This window comes from Nocardioides sp. SYSU D00038 (assembly GCF_016924665.1).
Taxonomy (GTDB): domain Bacteria; phylum Actinomycetota; class Actinomycetes; order Propionibacteriales; family Nocardioidaceae; genus Nocardioides.
Genome location: NZ_JAFFJT010000010.1, coordinates 182962 through 203599, shown reverse-complemented (window position 1 = coordinate 203599; position 20638 = coordinate 182962). Strand labels below are relative to the sequence as shown.

Genomic DNA, 20638 nt, shown 5'->3' with positions numbered 1-20638 from the left:
CAGAGGACTCGACACCCCGAGTCGACCCGACAGGACCTCCCCATGCGCACCAGCGTCCTCACCGCCACCGCGGCGCTCCTGCTGCTCGCCGGCGCCGGCCCGCCCGCGGCCAGCCGCCCGCCCGCCGCGGACGCCCCGGAGAAGGACGGCGAGCGGCCGGTGCACGTCTTCGTGTCTGCGCCCGACTTCCTCAACGCAGACATCGGCGACACCCGGCTGGTCCGGGGCCCGCTGCGGCGCCAGCGGCGGCCCGGGCCGGCGCAGTCGTGGAGCCCGGCCCACCGGGTCAGCCTGGAGCGGGCGGTGGACGAGATGCTCTCGTTCGGGCCCGACAGCGTGCTCGTCGCCGGCGACCTGGTGCGCGGTCACTGGGACCAGGACCTCGGCGGGGTGCGCGTGTTCGGACCGGTGCGCACGGTGGTCGAGCGGCACCGGGCGATCCGCGCGGCCGGCCGCTTCTACTACGGCGAGTGGGTGAAGCGCTGGACCCGCAACGGCTTCCCGCGGTCGCGGGTGCACGCCGCGGTCGGCGACCACGACATCGGCGACGACCCGTGGCCGCGGGGCTCGGGCGCGGTCGGTGCGGTGCCGGTGTTCAAGGAGACCTGGGCGCGCGCGCTCACCGCCAATGGCCGGCGCTACCGCGAGCACCCCCGCGGCACCGGGGCCGACCGGACGGCGTACGCCACCTGGCTCGCGCCCGGGCTGCTGCTGGTGACCGTCGACGTCTTCTCCCGTCACCGGGGCCGGGTGGAGGTCACGGTGCGCGGCGGCCAGCTGGCCTGGCTCGACCGGGTGCTGGCCGCCGCCCCGGACGACGCGACGATCGTGGTGCAGGGGCACACGCCGGTGCTGGGGCCGGTGCGGAGGCTGGGCTCCTCGGCGCTGTCGGTGGCGGGCGGCGAGCACAGCGCGCTCTGGCGCACCCTCCAGCGCCACGACGTCGACCTCTACCTCGCCGGCGAGGTGCACGCCCTCACCGCGACCCAGCGCGCACCCGGCGACGTGGTGCAGCTGGCGCACGGCGGGCTGTTCGCCTGGGGTGATGTCGACTTCGTCGTGGGGCGGGTGCACGCGGACGGCCGGATCGAGCTCGACGCCCGACGCCTCCACGACCACGCGTCGGGGCGCGACGCGCTGCCCGGCCTGTGGCAGACCCGCGGGCCGGTGCAGCGCCGGGTGCGGCTGGCCGAGCGGTCGGTGTCGGTGGGCGCGATGACCCTGCTGCCCGACGGCACCCTGACCGACCGCACCGGGCTCCTCCTCCCCCTCGACCCCGCCCGCCGGTGAGCCGCTGGTGGCTCGCGCTGCCCCCGGCCGCCGGCTTGCTGGCGGCACTGGCCTGGGGCCCGACCGACGGACTGACCCGCGACGAGGCGGTCTACGCCTACGCCGGGCAGCGGCTCGCCGACGGGGTGCCGCCGTACGCCTCGATCGCCGACCCCAAGGGTCCGGTGGCGACGGTGCTGGCCTCGCTCGGGGTCGTGGTCGCGCGGTTGGCAGGGTTCGGCGACCTGGTCGGGGTGCGCGCGGCGTTCCTCGCCACCACGCTCGCGGCCGGGGTGGTGGTCGCGCTGCTGGCCCACGCGCTGTGGGGCTCGCGCCCGGCCGCGGTGGTGGCCGGGGTGGCGCTGGTGACCTCCGCGGGGCTGGCCCGCGACGCCGTCGGCGGCCCGGACGCCAAGACGCCGGCGGTCCTCCTGGTCGCGCTGGTGCTGCTGCTCGTGGTGCGCGAGCGGTGGCTGGCCGCCGGGGTCGCGGCCGGTCTCGCCTGCCTCACCTGGCAGCCGCTCGCCCTGCCCCTGGTCGCGCTCCTGGTGGTCACGCTGCTCCGCGTAGACGAGCGACGGCGAGTGCTGGCCCGCGCCGTCGTCGGAGCCGCCGTCGTCGGCTCGCTCACCGTGGCCGGGCTGTGGGCGGCCGGGTCGCTCGCGGAGGCGGTCGACGCCGCGGTCGCCTACCCGCTGTTCGGCATCCGGCACGGCGAGCCCGGCCTCGCCGCCACCCTGGGTCGCGCGGGCCGCGCCGCCGAGCGCGGGTACGGCGCCGGGGCCGTCGGGCTCGCCGTCGGCCTGCTGGTCGTCCTGGTCGCGGCCTTCTGCGCCCGACGGAGGTGGCGCACCGACCCGCTCGTGCACACCGTCGCGCCGGTGCTGCTCGTGACGTCGGCGTACCTCTGCCTCGACCTCCAGGGCTATCCCGACCTGCTCCCGTTGCTGCCCCACGCCGCCCTGGGTCTCGGCCTGCTGGTCCGCGACCGCCGGCGGGTCGTTGCCGGCGGCCTGGCCCTGGTGCTGCTCGGCACGGCCGTGGCCACCGCCCGGACGGCCGAGGGTCGCCACGAGCTGGTGCGTCAGCTGCGCGCGGCGTGCGGCGTGGAGCGGCTGCTCGGCGACACCGGCCGGCTGTGGACGCTCGGCGACCCGAGCCCTCTGGTGCTGACCGGGCGGGCCAACCCCGACCGGCACGTGCTGCTCAGCTCCGGTGCCGGCGGCTGGCGCGCCGACCGGGTGGCTGGGGGCGTGGACGAGTGGGCCCGCCGGGTCGCCGCGACCGCCGACGTGGTGGTGCTCCGGGGCAGTCGCGGGCCCGTGGCCGTCGGGCTCGCGGACCGGTTGACGGCCGCCGGGTTCGTCCCGGGCTGGGTGGGACCGTGGCGGGTGCTCGTGCGTCCCTCCACGCTGGGTGCGGACGTGCGGGTCGCCGATCGCTACGCGCTGGTGGCCCGCGACCGGGCGGGCCGACCGCTGCCCGCCGATCCGGCCACCTGCTGACTCACCCGTCCGGCGGCGTCCACACCCACAGCTGGTCGCCGACCTCGCCGTCGTCCCAGTCCGGGCCGGAGGCGTCAAAGCCGCCGAACGTCACCAGGCGCCCGTCGGCCAGCGCGGCTCCCGTGGCGTAGCCGTGACGGGACGGGTGGGACCCCAGGTCGGTCCAGGTGCCGGTGCGGTCGTCGTAGAGACGACCACCCGAGACCACGAGCGGACCTTCGGCGGCCTCGGCCGTCCACCCCCAGTCGGGGCTGGACGCCGGCCGATCGGGCACGTCGGGCAGCGGCCTCCACCGCCCGGTGCGCGGGTCGTAGCGGCCGCCGTCGGGGACCCACCGGTCCCAGCCGTTGACCTCGCCGCCGTCGGCCCCACCGGTCGCGGCGCTGACCAGGTGGGTGCCGGTCCAGGTGGTGAAGTCGCCCAGCTGGTCGGGTGCGGGCAGCCGCTCCCAGGTGTCGTCGGGGCGCAGCCGGTCGACCTGCACGGTGGTCGGCTCGTCGGGGGCCGCCGCGTCGTAGTCGAAGCCGGTGCGCAGCAGGCCCAGCTCGGTCGCGAAGACCCGGCCGTCCTCGAGTCGAGGGGTGCCGGGATCGTCGGGCAGGATGCGCCAGCCCGCCGCAAGCGTGAACGTCATCACCCGACCGTCGTCGGCGACGACCGCCACCTCGCCGTCGTGCACGGTCGGTAGCGCGTGGGTCGGCAACGGCGCCCTGGGCAGCCGGCCCCACGCCTTGACGTTGCCCCCGGTCATCCACCACTCGCGGGGACGGACCTGGAGCATCACCTCGCCGTCGACGACCGCGTGCGGGGTCGTGGCATCCACCTGGGTCGGCGAGAGCGTGGTGACCGCTCGCCACCGGTCGGTCGCCGGGTCCCAGGCGGCCCCGCCCTGCTCCCAGTCGTCCGGCACGGCGCAGTCGGCGTTCGGCGGGCACGGGACGCCGGAGTGCCCGCCCAGGACGACGACCTCCTCCCCCGTCCACACCACCAGGGGGGAGTGGCGGGCCGACAGCGGGCCGTCGGCCCCGCGCTCCCAGCCCTCGGCCGGGACGGATGGAGCAGGCTCGGGCCGCTCGTCGCCGGCCAGGGCGCGCACCCCGGCACCCACCCCGGCGGCCGCGACCACCCCCGCGGCGACACCGGCCACCACGGCGGTGCGCCGACGGCGACGCAGCCGCTGCCCCTGCTCGACCGCGCCGGCCAGGTCGCCCGGGCCCGGGTCGAGGTCGGTGAGGGCCCGGTCGAGGGAGTCGGCCAGGCGACCCCCCAGCGCGTCGTCGGCGGTCATCGCAGCTCCCCTCGGGTCGTGGGCGCCTCGGTGAGCGAGCCCCGCAGCGTGGCCAGCGCCGTCGCGGCCCGCGACTTCACGGTGCCGGGCCGGCAGCGCAGCACCTCGGCGATCTGCCGCTCCGAGAGGTCCTCGTAGTAGCGCAGCACCACCACCGCGCGCTGGGCCGGCGGCAGCGCCGCGACCGCCGTCCACACCTCGTCGCGCACCGCCAGCCGGTCGTCCGCGGCGTCGGTCGTCCCCGACGACGCCGGCTCGGGGAGCCGGTCGGCGACCGTCTCGTGGCGGCGGTGGGCCTTCCGGTGCTGGGCCAGGGCAGCGTTCACCGCGATCCGGCGCACGTAGGCGACGGGGTCGTCGGCCCGGCTCACCCGGGGCCAGCGGGCGTGGGCACGGGCGAACGCGGTCTGCAGCGCGTCCTCCGCGAGCTGACGGTCCTGGGTGACGGCGTACGTCGTGCGGAGCAGTCGCGGCCAGTGGGCCGTGTAGAAGCCCGCGAAGTCGACGGTCACACCCCCATGATGCCGACGGGGGCGGGTCCGGTTCGGTGATGCGGCGCAGGGCCCGACTTGAACATGTTCAAAAGTCGGCGTAGCGTCGGCTCCGTCGGTTTTGAACACGTTCAAACAGAGGAGTCGTCATGGACTGGACCGTCGGGACCTACGTGGTCTACCTGCTCATCGCCGTACCGCTCACCGTCTGGGTCGCCACCACGCTGTCGCGCAACGGGCGGCTGTTCCTCGAGGACGTGTTCTCCGGCAACGACGCGCTCGCCGGCGCGGTCAACCGCCTGCTGGTGGTCGGCTTCTACCTGCTCAACCTGGGCTTCGTCAGCCTCTACCTGCGGATCGGCACCGAGGTGCTCGACCTGCGCGGCCTCTTCGAGGAGCTGAGTGTCAAGATCGGCGTCGTCACGCTGGTGCTGGGCATCGTGCACTTCTGCAACGTCTACGTCTTCAACGCCATCCGGCGCCGGCACCGGCTCGAGCAGCTGCGCACCGCGCCGGTGCCGCCGCAGGCCCACCTGCCCTACGCGCCGCCGTTCCCCGCGCCCGGTCGCTGAGCCGACCCGTGTCGCTCACGCTGCTCTACGACGCCGGGTGTCCGCTCTGCTCCCGGTTCCGCGACTGGCTCGTCGGGCAGCCGCTGCTGGTGTCGCTCGAGCCGGTCGCGGCCGGCTCGGCGGAGGCGAGGCGGCGGTTCCCGACGCTCGACCACGCGCAGACGCTCGTCGACGTCACCGTCGTCGGCGACACCGGCGAGGTCTGGACCCGCGAGCACGCCTGGGTGATGTGCCTGTGGGCCACCCACCGGCACCGGGCGCTGGCCGAGCGGCTCGCCCGGCCGGCGTACCTCCCGCTCGCCCGCGGCGTCGCCGCGTCGGCCGCCGGCCTGCGGCACCTGCTCGCGCGGCCGGGAGCCGCCGGAGGAGGTGACTACCCTGAGCGCTGTGCCGGAACCTGCCGCCCGCTCCCCCAAGGCTGAGCAGACCCGCCGCACGATCGTCGACGCGGCGATGGGGCTGTTCCGCCGCGACGGCTACGACCGCACCACGATGCGCGCGATCGCCCGCGAGGCCGGGGTCTCGGTCGGCAACGCCTACTACTACTTCGGCTCCAAGGAGCACCTGGTCCAGGCGTTCTACGACACCCTCCAGGCCGAGCACGCGGCAGCGGCCGAGCGCGCGATGGCCGGCGAGCGCTCGTTCCCGGTGCGGCTGCGCGCGGTGCTGGAGTCGTGGCTCGAGGTGGCGGCGCCCAACCACGAGTTCGCCGGCCAGTTCTTCCGCAACGCCGCCGACCCGTCGAGTCCGCTGTCGCCCTTCAGCGCGGAGTCGCTGCCGGCCCGCGAGGCGAGCATCGCCATCCACCGCAGCTGCGTCGAGGGTTCCGACCTCAAGCTCGCGCCCGCGCTGCGCGAGGAGCTGCCCGGCCTGCTCTGGCTGCTGCAGATGGGGCTGGTGCTGTTCTGGGTCTACGACGCCAGCCCGGGCCAGGTACGCAGCCACGCGCTGGTCGAGCACGCCGTGCCGATCGTCGACCGGATGGCCCGGCTCTCCCGGCTGCCGGTGGTGCGCGGGGTGGTCGACGACCTGGTCGGGCTGCTGGCCGCGCTGCGCTCGACCTGAGTCCGGGCCCGGCTCAGTCGTCGGCGAGCTCGCGGGAGCGGTCGCGGGCGGCAGCGAGGGCGTCGAGGAACGCCGCGCGCACGCCGTGGTGCTCGAGGCGGCCGAGCGCCGCGGCCGTCGTACCCCCGGGCGAGGTGACCTGCTCGCGGAGGACCGTGGGGTGGGTCTCGCCGTCGCGCAGCATGGTGGCGGCGCCGACGATCGTCTGCACCGCCAGCTCGTGGGCGGTGGCCCGCGGCAGGCCGAGGTGGACGCCGGCCTCGATCATCGCCTCGGCGACCAGGAAGACGTACGCCGGGCCGGAGCCGCTCACCGCGGTCACGGCGTCCTGCTGCGCCTCGGGCACCCGGGCCACGCGGCCGACGACGGCCATCAGCTCCTCGGCGACCGCGAGCTGCCCCTCCGAGCACGTCGAGCCGGGCGAGACCGCGGCCATCCCCTCGCCGAGCAGGGCCGGGGTGTTGGGCATCACCCGGGCGACCGCGACGCCGGACGGCACCCGCGCCTCGATCGCGTCCGTGGTGACGCCCGCTGCGAGCGAGACGACCAGCTGACCGTCGCGGAGCGCGGGGGCGATCTCGTCGAGCACCCCCGGCACGTCCTGCGGCTTGACCACCAGCACCACCGTGTCGGCGACGGCCGCCTCGACGTTGTCGACCACGCGGACGCCGTGCCGCTCGGCGAGCTCGGCGGCCCGCTCGGCGCGCTTCTCGCCCACCAGGACGGTGTCGGCGGCACGGCCGGAGCGCAGCAGACCGGCGAGGACGGCCTCGCCCATGACACCGCCGCCGAGGATCGCGATCTGGGACATGCGGCCAACGATGTCAGGTCGCGGCTCGAGGGTCACCCGCCGCCCTGAGAGGATCGACCCCGTGACGATCGTGATGGGCATCGAGACCTCGTGCGACGAGACCGGGGTCGGCTTCGTGCGTGACGGCGAGCTGCTCGGCGACGCGCTGGCCTCGAGCATCGACGAGCACGTCCGGTTCGGCGGCGTGGTGCCCGAGATCGCGGCCCGCGCCCACGTGCACGCGATCACGCCCACCATGGAGGAGGCCCGCGAGCGCGCCGGGATCGAGTGGCACCAGGTGGGCGCGGTCGCGGTGACCGCCGGGCCCGGCCTGGTCACCGCCCTGCACGTCGGGGTGGCCGCGGCGAAGGCGTCGGCGCTGGCGCTCGGCGTACCGCTCTACGGCGTCCACCACCTCGCCGGGCACGCGGCGGCCGACACCCTCGTGCACGGGCCGCTGCCCGAGCGCAGCATCTGCCTGATCGTGTCGGGCGGGCACACCTCGCTGCTGCTCGTGGAGGACCTGGTGCGCACCCCGATCGTGCACCTCTCCGACACCCTCGACGACGCCGCGGGCGAGGCGTTCGACAAGGTGGCGCGGCTGATCGGGCTGCCCTACCCCGGCGGTCCGTCGATCGACCGAGCCGCCGTCGACGGCGACCGGGCCGCGGTGCGGTTCCCGCGACCGCTCACCGGGCAGCGCGACCCCGAGCTGGGGTTCTCGTTCTCGGGGCTGAAGACCGCGGTGGCCCGCTACGTCGCCAAGCCCGACCCGGGCGTGACCACCGCCGACATCGCGGCGTCGTTCCAGGAGGCCGTGGCCGACACCCTGACCCGCAAGGCGGTGCGCGCCTGCCAGCTGCACGACGTGACGACGCTGGTCATGGTGGGTGGGGTCGCCGCCAACAGCCGGATCCGGGCGCTGGCCCAGGAGCGCTGCGACGCCGCCGGCATCGAGCTGCGGGTGCCCCCGCCGCGGCTGTGCACCGACAACGGCGCGATGATCGCGGCCATCGGCGACCTGCTGGTGCGCGACGGCGCGACGCCGTCCCCCCTCGACCTCGCCGCGCGCTCCACCGTGGAGCTGCGGCTCGCGCAGCTGGCCGGCTGACGGCGGGCCCCTTGTAACGCCCGTTTATCAGAACTGGTGCGCCCTTGTAGGGGCGCACCAGCTCGGATAACCCCGCGTTACAAGCGCGAACCCGCTCAGGGACTCGTCGCGAAGAAGTGCTCGCGGGCGAACTCCAGCGACGCACGGAGGTCGGCCTCCCGGGCCTCGCGGGTGCCGGCCTTGCGGGTGTTGATCTCGACCACGATCTCGCCCGCGAACCCCGTGGTGGCGAGGTGGCGCAGGAACTCCGCGGCGCCGGTGGTGCCGCGCCCGGGCACCAGGTGCTCGTCCTTGGCCGACCCGGTGCCGTCGGTCAGGTGGACGTGGCGCAGCCGCGGGCCGAGGCGGTCGGCCATCGCGATCACGTCGGAGCGGGCGATCGCGGCGTGGGAGAGGTCGATGGTGGTGTTGGCGTACGGCTCCGCGGAGGGGTCCCAGCCCGGGAGGTACATCTCCATCCCGCGCCGCTGCGAGGCCCGCCACGGGTACATGTTCTCGACCGCGAACGCGATCCCGGTCGACTCCTCCAGCGCGGCGATGCCGTCGACGAAGCCGGCGGCGTACTCCCTCTGCCAGCGGAACGGCGGGTGCACGACCACCACCTCGGCGCCGACCTCGGCGGCCATCTCGGCCGAGCGCTCGAGCTTGCCCCAGGGCTCGGTGCCCCAGACCCGCTGGGTGAACAGCAGGCAGGGGGCGTGCACCGCCGAGACCGGGATGTCGTGGTGGTCGGAGAGCTGCTTGACCGCGGAGGTCTGCTGGCTGAGCGCGTCGATGCCCACCATCACCTCCACCGCGTCGTAGCCGAGGGTGGCGGCGTAGGCGAAGGCGTGGGCGGACGACTCGGGGTAGACCGACGACGTCGAGAGGCCGACCCGGGTCACGGCCGACCCAGGACCGAGAGCTGGTCGAGGCGCTCGAGGATCACGCCCTCCCGCAGGGCCCACGGGCACACCTCGAGCTCAGCCAGGTCGAAGATGTCCATGCAGGCCTCGGCGACCAGCGCGCCGGGCACGATCTGGTGGGTGCGGCTCGGCGACACCCCCGGCAGTGCGGCCAGCTCGTCGGGCGACATCGTGACCAGCTTGGGGATCCAGTCGGCCAGCGCATCGAGCGCCAGCACCCTGGGCACCAGCGCGCCGTCGCCCGACGGCGCGGCGCCGCAGATCCGGGCCAGCGACCGGAAGGTCTTCGACGTCGCCGCGGCCCGGTCGGGCGCGCCGGCGCGCAGCAGGTGGCCGGCGTCGCGGGCGATCTCACCGCGGATCTGGCGGCGCAGCGCCCGGATGTCGTCCTCGCCCGGTGCGCGACCGCCGAAGAACTGGCGCGCCAACCGGGCCGCGCCGAGCGGCAGCGACCACGCCACGTCGGGGGCCTCGTCGCCGCCGGCCGCGATCTCGAGGGAGCCACCACCGATGTCGAAGACCGCCAGCCGCCCGGCCGACCAGCCGAACCAGCGGCGCACGGCGAGGAAGGTCAACCGGGCCTCGTCCTCGCCCGAGAGCACCTCGATCCGCACGCCGGTGCGCTCGTGCACCTGGTCGAGGACGTCCTCGGAGTTCACCGCGTCGCGGACCGCCGACGTGGCGAACGCCAGCATGTCCTCGCAGCCCTTGTCCTCGGCCACCGTCGTCGACTCGGCCGTGAACGACGCCAGGGCGTCGATCCCGGTCTGGGTGACGGCGCCGCCGGCGTCGAGGTGCTCGGCCAGCCGCAGCGGCTGCTTGAACGAGAACGCCGGCAGCGGAGCCGCGCCGCCGTGGGCGTCGACGACCAGCAGGTGCCCGGTGTTGGACCCGATGTCCAGGACGCCCACGCGCATGGATCCCACGCTACTCGGCCGGCACACGTAGGGTTGTCCGGTGCCCGAAGTCGACCTCGTGTTCCCCCGCGCCTGGGTCGAGTTCCAGAACCCCGCAGACCCCTCCGAGGTGCTGCGCTGCGACCTCACCTGGCTCACCTCGCGCTACCAGTGCATCTTCGGGCAGGGCTGCCAGGGCATCTACGCCGACGCCCCCGACGTCGGCTGCTGCACCCTCGGCGCCCACTTCGCCGACGACGAGGACGAGCAGCGGGTCGCGGCGTTCGTGGCCCAGCTGACCCCCGACCAGTGGCAGCTGCACCCCGGGCGCAAGGTCAGGAAGCGCGACTGGATCGAGGTCGACGAGGACGGCGAGCGCAAGACGCTGGCGGTGGAGGTCGACGGCCAGCAGGCGTGCGTCTTCCACAACCGCAGCGACTTCGCGCCGCTCACCGGGCGGGGCGGCGCCGGCTGCGCGCTGCACGGGCTCGCACTGCTGCAGGGCCGCAACCCGCTGGAGACCAAGCCCGACGTCTGCTGGCAGCTGCCGATGCGACGCACCTTCCGCGAGGTGGAGCGTCAGGACGGCACGTCCTACACCGAGGTCTCGATCGGCGAGTACGACCGCCGCGGCTGGGGACCGGGCGGGCACGACCTCGACTGGTACTGCTCGGGCAACACCGAGGCCCACACCGCCCCCGACCCCGTCTACGTCACCCACGCCCCCGAGCTGAGCGAGCTGATCGGCGCGGCGGCGTACGCCGAGCTGGTGCGGCACTGCGAGGCCCACCTCGCCTCGCGCTCGCAGCTGGCGCTGCACCCTGCGGACCCGCGCTGACGCGACAGCCGACCCGCCGCTCGTCCAGTCCTTGACTTCTCGACGTCGAGAGACCCCGACCCCGATGCGGCGCTCCGCGACGACGTTGCGCACAATCTCTGCATGCGCCTGGATCACCTCTCCTACGCCGCCGGACCCGACGGACTGGCCGGCACGGCCGCCCGGATCGGCGCGCTGCTCGGCCGTGAGTTCGTCGACGGCGGCGTGCACCCGCGCTTCGGCACCCGCAACATGACGCTGCCCATGGGTGGCGGCACCTACCTCGAGGTCGTCGAGGTCCTCGACCACCCCGCGTCCGACAAGGCGCCCTTCGGCCAGGCCGTGCGGGCCCGCTCGGCCGCGGGCGGCGGCTGGCTCGGCTGGGTCGTCGCCGTCGACGACATCGCCACCGTCGAGGAGCGCCTCGGCCGCGGTGCGGTCAACGGCAACCGGCACCGCCCCGACGGCACCGAGCTGCGCTGGAAGCAGATCGGCGTCAACGGCCTGATCGCCGACCCCCAGCTGCCGTTCTTCGTGCAGTGGGAGTCGCCGGCCGAGCTCCACCCGAGCACCGGCGCCGACCCCGAGGTCTTCCTGGCCTGCCTGGAGATCGCCGGCGACCCCCACCGGGTCAGCGAGTGGCTCGGCGAGACCGTCGAGGCGCCGCTGGAGGACGTCAAGGTCGAGTGGGCCGCGCCGCACGGCACGCCCGGCATCATCGCCGTGCAGGTGCAGACGCCCGCCGGTCTCGTCCGGATCTGAGCGTCACCGACGGGGCCCGGCCGAGCCCCAACATCTGGCACCACACCGCGACGTACGAGATCGAGAACCGCGCGGTCGACCCGCACGGCCACCTCGCCGCCACGCTGCGCGCGACCGCCGACTGGACCGGCCGCGACGTGCTCGACCTGGGTTGCGGCACCGGCTTCCACCTGCCGTTCTTCGCCGCCGACGCGCGGTCGGTGACCGGCGTCGAGCCGCACGGCGACCTGGTCGCGATCGCCCGTCGCCGCACCCGCCGCCTCGCCAACGTGCGGGTCGAGCAGGGGCTGGCCCAGGCGCTGCCGCTGCCGGACGCGTCGGTCGACGTCGTGCACGCGCGGTGGGCGTACTTCTTCGGTCCGGGCGCCGAGCCGGGGCTGCGCGAGCTCGACCGGGTGGTCCGGCGCGGCGGCGTCGCAGTGGTGGTCGACAACGACCCGACGCGCTCGACGTTCGGCGGCTGGTTCCGCCGCGGCTACCCCGAGGTCGACCCCGCGGTTGTCGAGCGGTGGTGGTCGACCCACGGCTGGACCCGCACCCCGGTCGACATGGGGTGGTCGTTCCCGTCGCGGGCCGACCTGGAGGCCGTCGTCCGGATCGAGCTGCCGGGGGACGTCGCGGAGCAGGTCCTGGCCGAGCACGAGGGGCTCGAGGTCGACTACGCCGTCAACGTGTGGTCGCGGCGCTGGTGACGCCGGCCCGGTCGGGACTTCTCGGCCAGAACCGCGACTTCTCGGCCAGAGTTCTGGCCGAGAAGTGAGGGTTTCCCCGGTTCACCGGGGAAACCACCCGCAGCCGCACCTCAGCTCGACCCGCGCACCGTCAGCGCCGGGGTGAGCAGCACGTCGTCGGCGCGGCGGGGCGGGTGGGACAGCAGGCCCTCGAGGGCGCGGACCACCATCACCGCGACCTCCTCCAGCGGCTGGCGCACCGACGTCAGGCCCGGCGGCACCAGCTGGGCGACCATCGAGTCGTCGAAGCCCACCACCGCCACGTCCCGCCCGGGGTGGAGGCCGCGCTCGGCGAGGGTGTGCAGCACGCCCATCGCCAGGGTGTCGGAGGCGCACACGAACGCCGAGGGCACCGCCTCGTCGAGCAGCACCGCGCTCGCCTCCCGGCCGGAGGCCACGGTGTCCTCGGTGCGGGAGGCGAGCCCGGTGGTGGCGAAGCCGTGGGCGCGCATCGCGCGGGTCCAGCCCGAGCGCCGGTCCTCGCCGATGAAGGAGTCCTTGCGCCAGCCCAGCCAGGCGATCCGCTCGTGGCCGCGCCCGATGAGGTGCTTGGTGGCCAGCTCGGCGCCGGCCGCACCGTCGACGTCGACCCACGGGTGGTCGGCTCCCGGGTCGTCCCAGGGGCGGCCGAAGGCGACGAACGGCGCCCGCCGGCCGGCCAGCCACGCCGCCTGCGGGTTGCCGAGGTAGGTGTCGGTGACGACGAAGGCGTCGACGGCCGTGGAGCGCAGCAGGTCGTCGTAGCCGGCGACGGGGTCGGTGGGGTCGCCTGTGAACAGCAGCACGTGGTAGCCGGCCTCGCGGGACGCCTCGACCAGCGAGTGCACGAAGCGGTCCATGGTCGCGTTCGCCGTGCCCTCCTGGGCGGGCAGGATCCGCAGGCCGATCAGGTGGGAGGCGCGGGTGCGCAGGTTGCGGGCCGCCCGGTTGGGCAGGTAGCCCAGCTCGTCGATCGCGAGCTGCACGCGGGCCAGGGTGTCGGCGCGCAGCAGGTCGGGGTTGTTGACGGCGTTCGAGACCGTCTGCCGGGAGACGCCGGCCCGTTCCGCGACGTCGGCGAGCGTGGGCGGTGAGCCGTTGGCGGACCGGCCGAGGCTCGGCGTCATCGCGGGCCTCCTTCGCGTGCTGGCCGTCCCGGGCGCGGTCATGGGCTGGATCGTTCCAAGGCAGGATAGCCGCGGGCTCACCCGTGGGGGTGCGAGTCGCGGGACCGGCTGTCGGCCCCCACGTCTAGCGTTCCCGGCATGCCGAAGACACCCCGCCCTGCCTACCGCTGCACCGAGTGCGGCTGGGAGACCGGCAAGTGGGTCGGCCGCTGCGGCGAGTGCCAGACCTGGGGGTCGGTTGCCGAGGCCGCCGCGCCCGCCGTCCGCGCCGCCGCCGGCCCCGTCTCCACGCCGGCCGTGCCCATCGGCCAGGTGTCGGTGGAGCAGTCGCAGTCGCGCACCAGCGGGGTCCCCGAGCTCGACCGGGTGCTCGGCGGCGGGCTGGTGCCGGGCGCGGTGATCCTCCTCGCCGGCGAGCCCGGCGTCGGCAAGAGCACGCTGCTGCTCGAGGTCGCCGCGCAGACCGCCCGCTACCAGCGCCGCACCCTCTACGTCAGCGGCGAGGAGTCTGCCTCCCAGGTGCGGCTGCGCGCCGACCGCACCGGCGGCGTCCACGACGAGCTCTACCTCGCCGCCGAGACCGACCTCGGCGCCGTGCTCACCCACGTGGAGCAGGTCCGTCCCGAGCTCTTGGTCATCGACTCGGTGCAGACGATCGGCGCGTCCGGCGTCGAGGGCGTGCCCGGCGGCGTCACCCAGGTGAAGGAGGTCTCCGCGGCCCTGGTGCGCACCGCCAAGACCCACAACATCACCACCGTGCTGGTCGGCCACGTCACCAAGGAGGGGTCCATCGCCGGGCCGCGCGTGCTCGAGCACCTCGTCGACGTGGTCCTCCACTTCGAGGGCGACCGCAACTCCCGGTTCCGCATGGTGCGCGCGATGAAGAACCGGTTCGGCCCGGTCGACGAGGTCGGCTGCTTCGACCTCTCCTCGGAGGGCATCACCGCCGTCGCCGACCCCACCGGGCTCTTCGTCGAGCACCAGACCGGCCGGGTGCCGGGCTCGTGCGTGGCGGTGATGATGGAGGGACGCCGGCCGATGCTGGCCGAGGTGCAGGCGCTGGTCACGCCCAGCCCGGCCGAGCGCCCGCGGCGGGCCACCTCGGGCCTCGACTCCTCGCGGGTCGCCATGGTGCTCGCCGTCCTCCAGCAGCACGTCGGCGTCCGGTTGCACAACTACGACGTGTTCGCCTCCACGGTCGGCGGCGCCCGGCTCGGCGAGCCGGCCAGCGACCTCGCGCTGGCGATCGCGATCGCCTCGGCCTGCTCCGGCACCGCCCCGCCGGCCGGCGTGGTCGCCATGGGCGAGCTGGGACTCGCCGGCGAGCTGCGCCGGGTGCGCGACCTGCCGCAGCGCCTGGCCGAGGCCGCCCGGCTCGGCTTCGGCGTCGCGGTCGTGCCGAGCGACCGCTCCGCCAGCGGGCCCCGGGCGCCCGAGTCGTGGACGGTCGACGGCATGCGGGTGCTCGACGTACCCGACATCGCCTCCGCGCTCCGCCTGCTGCGGCTCACCGGCGACCGGCCCCGTCCGCTGCGGCCCATCGCCGACAGCTGAACCCCGTTCCCCCCGACCGCAGCCCCCGCACCGTCTAGACTGCCGACACACGACGACAGGTGCCGCCGACTCGGCGCCGCTGCATGGGGAGGGCTTCCGTGGCGGTCGACCGCGACGACGACACGCTGCGCCTGAGGGCGACCCTCGCCTCGATCGCACCCGGCACCCCGCTGCGCGACGGGCTCGAGCGGATCCTGCGCGGGCGCACCGGCGCGTTGATCGTGCTCGGCACCGACCGCGTCGTGGAGTCGATCGCGACGGGCGGGTTCGACCTCGACGTCCCGTTCACCGCCACCGGGCTGCGCGAGCTGGCCAAGATGGACGGCGCGATCATCATCGACAAGGACGTCACCCGCATCCTCAAGGCCGCGGTGCACCTGATGCCCGACCACACGATCCCCTCCGACGAGACCGGCACCCGACACCGCACCGCCGACCGCGTGGCCCGGCAGACCGGCTTCCCGGTGATCTCGGTGTCGCAGTCGATGCAGATCATCGCGGCGTACGTCGGCGAGACCCGGCACGTGCTGGAGGAGGCCGGTCAGATCCTGTCGCGCGCCAACCAGGCGCTGGCCACCCTGGAGCGCTACAAGCTCCGCCTCGACGAGGTGTCCAGCACCCTGTCGGCGCTCGAGATCGAGGACCTGGTCACCGTGCGCGACGTCGCCGTGGTCGCCCAGCGGCTCGAGATGGTCACCCGGATCGCCAGCGAGATCGAGGACTACGTGCTCGAGCTCGGCACCGACGGCCGGCTGCTCTCGCTCCAGCTCGAGGAGCTCGTCACCGGCGTCGACGCCGAGCGCGAGCTGGTGATCCGCGACTACCTGCCCAGCGGCCGCCGCACCAAGAGCCCCGAGCAGCTGCTCGAGCGGCTCGGCGCCCTCTCCCCCACCGAGCTGGTCGACCCCGCGTCGGCCGCCCGCGTCCTGGGGCTCGGGAACGGCGAGCACCTCGACGGCGCCGTCACCCCCCGCGGCTACCGGCTGCTCGCCAAGGTGCCGCGGCTGCCGTCGTCGGTGGTCGACCGGCTGGTCGAGCACTTCGGCACCCTGCAGAAGCTGCTGGCCGCCAGCATCGAGGACCTCCAGCTGGTCGAGGGCGTCGGCGAGCTGCGCGCGAAGTCGGTGCGCGAGGGGCTCAGCCGACTGGCCGAGTCGACGATCCTCGAGCGGTACGTCTGAGGGTCGGCGCGGGTCGGGATCGTTCGACGACCGCCCGAACCGCGCCTGTGCGCCGTTGGTGCGCCCGGGTCACCCCGGGCGGCCGCACGAACCACGCCTGTGCGCCATGGGTGCGCTCGGGACCGCCGCCCGCGCGGGGAGGTTCAGCCGTTCGGCTCGACCGCACCCGACGGCGACCCGCTGGGCCGGCCACCCTGCTGACCGCCCTGGTTGCCGCCCTGGTTGCCGCCCTGCTGACCGGCCTGATTGCCGGTCTGATCGCCAGCCTGGCCGTTGCCGGGCCTAGGCCCCTTGGTCTGCTTGCCGCCCTGCGGGTCGGGCGACTGGGTGACCGTGTCGGCGACCGGCGCGGTCAGGCGGAACTGGGTGTCGAGCGGCTCGCCGCCCAGCGCGGCAGCCTGGACGATGTAGTAGCCGGGCAGCGCCCAGGCGGTGCGGTTGGTGCACTCCTCGTCGGAGCGGCGGGCGTTCCACCACACCTTGGTCTTGCCGGGCAGCACCTTGCGGACGACGACCTCGCGCGGCTTGATCGAGGCCGGGCACTCCTGGCTCGACCAGATGTCGTCGGAGCCCGAGGTGATCTTCATGGTCAGCGTCTCCGACGAGACCGACCAGGTGCACGCCTCGGCCTCCATCGACTGCACGTTGAGCACGATCTTGACCGTGCGGCCGGCCACCGGCTTCTTCACCACCGGGGTGACGGTCAGGTCGGCGGCGTCGCAGGGTCCCGTGGGCTCGGGCAGCGTGGGCTGCGAGGGGGTCGGGTCCGCGCTCGGCGTCGGGTCGTCCGACCCGGAGTCCGCCTCGGGCGACGCGTCGGCGGCCGCCTGGCTGGCCCGGGCGTCGTCGACGGCCTGGTCGTCGGCTCCGTCGCTGCCGTTGCCGAGCACCTTGGCGATGCCGAACACGAGCACCAGGGCCGCGCCGAGCACGACCATCCGACGCCGCCAGTACACCTGCGGCGGCAGTGATCCCCGAACGGTCCGCGGCATGGGGACACCGTAGGCACCGGGGGCGGCCCGGCGTCGTACCCACGCCGGGAGAATGGCGGCGATGACCGCGACCGACCTGCACGGGCCCGTGCTCCACTGGTACGACGCGCACGCCCGCGACCTGCCGTGGCGGCGGCCCGAGGCCTCGCCGTGGTCGGTGCTGGTCTCGGAGCTGATGCTCCAGCAGACGCCGGTGACCCGCGTGCTGCCGGTGCACGCCGCCTGGCTGGAGCGGTGGCCGACCCCAGCCGACCTGGCGGCCGAGCCGGTCGGCGAGGCGGTGCGCGCCTGGGGTCGGCTGGGCTACCCCCGCCGGGCGCTGCGGCTGCACGCCGCGGCGGTCGCCATCGTGGACCGGCACGGCGGCGAGGTGCCCGACGACCACGCCGACCTGCTCGCGCTGCCGGGCGTCGGCGACTACACCGCGGCCGCCGTCGCCAGCTTCGCCTTCGGCCAGCGCCACGTCGTGCTCGACACCAACGTGCGCCGGGTGCTGGCCCGAGCGGTCTCCGGCACCGAGCTGGCGCCGGTCTCGGTCACCCGGGCCGAGCGCGACCTCGCCGCCGGCCTGCTCCCCGACGACGCGCCCACCGCGGCGACCTGGGCGGTCGCGGTGATGGAGCTCGGCGCGCTGGTCTGCACGGCCGCCCGGCCGGCGTGCGAGACCTGCCCGCTGCGTGACCGGTGCGCCTGGCGGCTGGCCGGCCACCCCGCCCACGACGGCCCGCCCCGCCGGGGCCAGGCCTGGCAGGGCACCGACCGGCAGTGCCGTGGCCGGCTGATGGCGGTGCTGCGCGAGGCCGAGGGAGCGGTCGACAAGCGCCGGCTCGACGCCACCTGGCCCGACGCCGGGCAGCGGGAGCGGTGCCTGGCCTCGCTGGTCGCCGACGGGTTGGCGGTCGCGACCGGCCCGACGACGTACGCCCTGCCCTAGACGCACCGACCCCCGGTGACCCCCGTGCTTGCACGGGGTCACCGGGGGTCGGTGCTGGCTGGGAGCGTCAGTCGTCGGTACCCGAGCGCGGGACGTCGACCGGGTCCTCGGAGTCGTCCGGGCCCTCGGGCAGGGTCTCGCCGAGCTCGACGCCGGCCGGCTCGAACGGCGGCAGGTCGGGCAGCGCCGCGACCTTCTGGCCCGAGAAGCTGAACGTCGCCGTCGGGCCCTCGCCCTCGACGTCGACCAGCACGATCTGGCCCGGGCCGACCTCGCCGAACAGCATCTTCTCGGCCAGCACGTCCTCGATCTCGCGCTGGATCGTGCGGCGCAGCGGCCGCGCCCCCAGCACCGGGTCGAAGCCCCGCTCCGCCAGCAGGTTCTTGGCCCGCTGGGTCAGCTCGAGCTGCATGTCGCGGTCGCGCAGCCGGACCTCGACCGCGGCGACCATGTTGTCGACCATGGCCACGATCTGCTCCTGCGAGAGCGGCGGGAAGACGATGACCTCGTCGACGCGGTTGAGGAACTCGGGCCGGAAGTGCTGCTTGAGCTCCTCCGACACCTTGCCCTTCATCCGCTCGTAGGAGCCGGCCGCGTCACCGGACTGCTGGAAGCCGAGGTTGATGCCCTTGGCGATGTCGCGGGTGCCGAGGTTGGTGGTCATGATGATGACGGTGTTCTTGAAGTCGACCACCCGGCCCTGCGAGTCGGTGAGACGACCCTCCTCGAGGATCTGCAGCAGGCTGTTGAAGATGTCGGGGTGCGCCTTCTCGACCTCGTCGAAGAGCACCACCGAGAACGGCTTGCGCCGCACCTTCTCGGTGAGCTGGCCGCCCTCCTCGTAGCCGACGTAGCCGGGAGGCGAGCCGAACAGCCGCGAGACGGTGTGCTTCTCGCCGAACTCCGACATGTCGAGCTGGATGAGCGCGTCCTCGTCGCCGAAGAGGAACTCCGCCAGCGTCTTCGACAGCCAGGTCTTGCCGACGCCCGAGGGGCCGGCGAAGATGAACGACCCGCCGGGGCGCTTGGGGTCCTTGAGCCCGGCGCGGGTACGGCGGATGGCCCGCGACAGCGCCTTGACCGCCTCGTCCTGGCCGATGACGCGCTTGTGGAGCTCGTCCTCCATCTTGAGCAGCCGGGTCGACTCCTCCTCGGACAGCTTGACGATCGGGATGCCGGTCGCGACCGCCAGGACCTCGGCGATCAGCTCCTCGTCGACCTCCGCGACCTCGTCCATGTCGCCCGCCCGCCACTGCTTCTCGCGGTCGGACTTCTTGAGGATCAGCTGCTTCTCCTCGTCGCGCAGGCGCGCGGCGGCCTCGAAGTCCTGGCCGTCGATCGCGGCCTCCTTGCGCTGCCGCACCTCGGCGATCTTCTCGTCGTACTCGCGCAGGTCGGCGGGCGCCGTCATCCGGCGGATCCGCAGCCGCGAACCGGCCTCGTCGATCAGGTCGATGGCCTTGTCGGGCAGGAACCGGTCGGAGATGTAGCGGTCGGCCAGCGTCGCCGCCGAGACCAGTGCCTCGTCGGTGATCGTCACCCGGTGGTGGGCTTCGTAGCGGTCGCGCAGGCCCTTGAGCATCTCGATGGTGTGGGCGATCGACGGCTCGGCGACCTGGATCGGCTGGAACCGGCGCTCGAGCGCGGCGTCCTTCTCGAGGTACTTGCGGTACTCGTCGAGGGTGGTCGCGCCGATGGTCTGCAGCTCGCCGCGGGCCAGCATCGGCTTGAGGATGCTGGCGGCGTCGATCGCGCCCTCGGCCGCGCCCGCACCGACGAGGGTGTGGATCTCGTCGATGAAGAGCACGATGTCGCCGCGGGTGCGGATCTCCTTGAGCACCTTCTTCAGGCGCTCCTCGAAGTCACCGCGGTAGCGCGAACCGGCGACCAGCGCCCCGAGGTCGAGCGTGTAGATCTGCTTGTCCTTGAGCGTCTCGGGCACGTTGCCCTTGACGATGTCCTGGGCCAGGCCCTCGACGATCGTGGTCTTGCCGACGCCGGGCTCGCCGATGAGGACGGGGTTGTTCTTCGTGCGGCGCGAGAGGATCTGCATGACCCGCTCGATCTCCTGCTCGCGGCCGATGACCGGGTCGAGCTTGCCCTCGCGGGCGTCCTGGGTCAGGTTGCGGCCGAACTGGTCGAGCACCAGCGACGACGACGGGGTGTCGCCGGAGGCTCCGGACTGGGCCGCGGCGGCCGCCGAGGACTCCTTGCCCTGGAACCCGGAGAGCAGCTGGATGACCTGCTGGCGGACCCGGTTGAGGTCGGCGCCGAGCTTCTGCAGCACCTGGGCGGCGACGCCCTCGCCCTCGCGGATCAGGCCGAGCAGGATGTGCTCGGTGCCGATGTAGGAGTGGCCGAGCTGGAGCGCCTCGCGCAGGGACAGCTCGAGCACCTTCTTGGCGCGCGGCGTGAAGGGGATGTGGCCGCTGGGGGCCTGCTGGCCCTGGCCGATGATCTCCTCGACCTGGGCGCGCACGGCCTCGAGCGAGATGTCGAGGCTCTCGAGCGCCTTGGCCGCCACGCCCTCACCCTCGTGGATGAGACCGAGCAGGATGTGCTCGGTGCCGATGTAGTTGTGCGACAGCATGCGGGCCTCTTCCTGGGCCAGCACGACGACGCGTCGGGCTCGGTCGGTGAACCGCTCGAACATGGGCAAGGCTCCTCAG

General features: G+C 74.4%; 20 protein-coding genes. 12 read left to right on the top strand and 8 right to left on the bottom strand.

The window, feature by feature from the left end; all coding sequences use genetic code 11:
* The first annotated feature begins 42 nt into the window (after window positions 1-42).
* Together JT721_RS06250 and JT721_RS06245 are read left to right on the top strand one after the other, a co-directional pair.
* The gene (locus JT721_RS06250; RefSeq protein WP_205472070.1) at window positions 43-1290 is read left to right on the top strand and encodes a metallophosphoesterase; all 1248 of its coding nucleotides are present in this window, start codon (window positions 43-45) and stop codon (window positions 1288-1290) included.
* Window positions 1287-2774 (top strand): hypothetical protein, encoded by a 1488-nt coding sequence (locus JT721_RS06245; RefSeq protein ID WP_205472069.1) that lies wholly within the window; start codon window positions 1287-1289, stop codon window positions 2772-2774. Before JT721_RS06250 ends, JT721_RS06245 begins: the two co-directional genes overlap by 4 nt.
* Window position 2775: 1 nt before the next feature.
* Here the strand turns inward: JT721_RS06245 and JT721_RS06240 are convergent, their stop codons facing one another.
* Together JT721_RS06240 and JT721_RS06235 are read right to left on the bottom strand one after the other, a co-directional pair.
* On the bottom strand, window positions 2776-4062 hold the full coding sequence (locus tag JT721_RS06240) for a hypothetical protein (protein ID WP_205472068.1): 1287 nt from the start codon (window positions 4060-4062) through the stop codon (window positions 2776-2778).
* Window positions 4059-4574: a SigE family RNA polymerase sigma factor gene (locus JT721_RS06235; RefSeq protein WP_205472067.1), complete on the bottom strand. Its 516-nt coding sequence runs from the start codon at window positions 4572-4574 to the stop codon at window positions 4059-4061. The genes JT721_RS06240 and JT721_RS06235 overlap by 4 nt, the downstream gene beginning before the upstream one ends.
* A gap of 128 nt (window positions 4575-4702) precedes the next feature.
* On the opposite strand from JT721_RS06235, the gene JT721_RS06230 reads away from it, so the two are divergent.
* The 3 genes from JT721_RS06230 to JT721_RS06220 are packed head-to-tail and all read left to right on the top strand — an operon-like array spanning window position 4703 to window position 6190.
* Window positions 4703-5125 carry a hypothetical protein gene (locus JT721_RS06230; protein WP_205472066.1) on the top strand — a complete coding sequence of 141 codons (423 nt, stop codon included), beginning with the start codon at window positions 4703-4705 and terminating at the stop codon, window positions 5123-5125.
* 8 nt (window positions 5126-5133) lie between these two features.
* Window positions 5134-5547 carry a DCC1-like thiol-disulfide oxidoreductase family protein gene (locus JT721_RS06225; protein ID WP_205472065.1) on the top strand — a complete coding sequence of 138 codons (414 nt, stop codon included), beginning with the start codon at window positions 5134-5136 and terminating at the stop codon, window positions 5545-5547.
* The gene (locus JT721_RS06220; protein ID WP_307827915.1) at window positions 5513-6190 is read left to right on the top strand and encodes a TetR family transcriptional regulator; all 678 of its coding nucleotides are present in this window, start codon (window positions 5513-5515) and stop codon (window positions 6188-6190) included. Before JT721_RS06225 ends, JT721_RS06220 begins: the two co-directional genes overlap by 35 nt.
* A gap of 13 nt (window positions 6191-6203) precedes the next feature.
* Here the strand turns inward: JT721_RS06220 and proC are convergent, their stop codons facing one another.
* Entirely contained in the window at window positions 6204-7001 is a 798-nt protein-coding gene (gene proC / locus JT721_RS06215; protein WP_205472064.1) for a pyrroline-5-carboxylate reductase, read from the bottom strand.
* Between the two features lie 10 nt (window positions 7002-7011).
* On the opposite strand from proC, the gene tsaD reads away from it, so the two are divergent.
* Window positions 7012-8091 (top strand): tRNA (adenosine(37)-N6)-threonylcarbamoyltransferase complex transferase subunit TsaD, encoded by a 1080-nt coding sequence (gene tsaD, locus JT721_RS06210; RefSeq protein ID WP_205472063.1) that lies wholly within the window; start codon window positions 7012-7014, stop codon window positions 8089-8091.
* Window positions 8092-8186: 95 nt separating this feature from the next.
* Here the strand turns inward: tsaD and JT721_RS06205 are convergent, their stop codons facing one another.
* Together JT721_RS06205 and JT721_RS06200 are read right to left on the bottom strand one after the other, a co-directional pair.
* Complete coding sequence (locus JT721_RS06205) at window positions 8187-8975, bottom strand: sugar phosphate isomerase/epimerase (protein WP_205472062.1); 789 nt, start codon at window positions 8973-8975, stop codon at window positions 8187-8189.
* Entirely contained in the window at window positions 8972-9913 is a 942-nt protein-coding gene (locus tag JT721_RS06200) for a Ppx/GppA phosphatase family protein (RefSeq protein WP_205472061.1), read from the bottom strand. Before JT721_RS06200 ends, JT721_RS06205 begins: the two co-directional genes overlap by 4 nt.
* A gap of 40 nt (window positions 9914-9953) precedes the next feature.
* Here JT721_RS06200 and JT721_RS06195 point away from each other — a divergent pair, with 40 nt between their 5' ends.
* The 3 genes from JT721_RS06195 (at window position 9954) to JT721_RS06185 (ending at window position 12163) form a co-directional block, all read left to right on the top strand.
* Window positions 9954-10730: a hypothetical protein gene (locus JT721_RS06195; protein ID WP_205472060.1), complete on the top strand. Its 777-nt coding sequence runs from the start codon at window positions 9954-9956 to the stop codon at window positions 10728-10730.
* Between the two features lie 102 nt (window positions 10731-10832).
* Window positions 10833-11471 carry a VOC family protein gene (locus tag JT721_RS06190; RefSeq protein WP_205472059.1) on the top strand — a complete coding sequence of 213 codons (639 nt, stop codon included), beginning with the start codon at window positions 10833-10835 and terminating at the stop codon, window positions 11469-11471.
* A complete protein-coding gene (locus tag JT721_RS06185; RefSeq protein WP_307827914.1) occupies window positions 11396-12163 on the top strand; it encodes a class I SAM-dependent methyltransferase in 768 nt (255 codons plus the stop codon). The genes JT721_RS06190 and JT721_RS06185 overlap by 76 nt, the downstream gene beginning before the upstream one ends.
* Window positions 12164-12273: 110 nt before the next feature.
* Here JT721_RS06185 and JT721_RS06180 read toward each other — a convergent pair whose 3' ends face one another.
* Window positions 12274-13308, bottom strand: coding sequence for a LacI family DNA-binding transcriptional regulator (locus JT721_RS06180; RefSeq protein WP_205472058.1), 1035 nt, complete (start codon window positions 13306-13308; stop codon window positions 12274-12276).
* Between the two features lie 138 nt (window positions 13309-13446).
* Between JT721_RS06180 and radA the strand changes: the two genes are divergently transcribed.
* Together radA and disA are read left to right on the top strand one after the other, a co-directional pair.
* Entirely contained in the window at window positions 13447-14862 is a 1416-nt protein-coding gene (gene radA / locus JT721_RS06175) for a DNA repair protein RadA (protein WP_205472057.1), read from the top strand.
* Window positions 14863-14960: 98 nt separating this feature from the next.
* Window positions 14961-16043 (top strand): DNA integrity scanning diadenylate cyclase DisA, encoded by a 1083-nt coding sequence (gene disA, locus JT721_RS06170; protein WP_307827913.1) that lies wholly within the window; start codon window positions 14961-14963, stop codon window positions 16041-16043.
* 143 nt (window positions 16044-16186) lie between these two features.
* Here disA and JT721_RS06165 read toward each other — a convergent pair whose 3' ends face one another.
* Window positions 16187-17035, bottom strand: a complete 849-nt coding sequence (locus tag JT721_RS06165) for a hypothetical protein (protein ID WP_205472055.1) — start codon at window positions 17033-17035, stop codon at window positions 16187-16189.
* Window positions 17036-17096: 61 nt separating this feature from the next.
* Between JT721_RS06165 and JT721_RS06160 the strand changes: the two genes are divergently transcribed.
* Window positions 17097-17969 (top strand): A/G-specific adenine glycosylase, encoded by an 873-nt coding sequence (locus JT721_RS06160; RefSeq protein ID WP_240340213.1) that lies wholly within the window; start codon window positions 17097-17099, stop codon window positions 17967-17969.
* Between the two features lie 67 nt (window positions 17970-18036).
* Here JT721_RS06160 and JT721_RS06155 read toward each other — a convergent pair whose 3' ends face one another.
* Window positions 18037-20622 (bottom strand): ATP-dependent Clp protease ATP-binding subunit, encoded by a 2586-nt coding sequence (locus JT721_RS06155; RefSeq protein WP_205472053.1) that lies wholly within the window; start codon window positions 20620-20622, stop codon window positions 18037-18039.
* Window positions 20623-20638 lie beyond the last annotated feature (16 nt).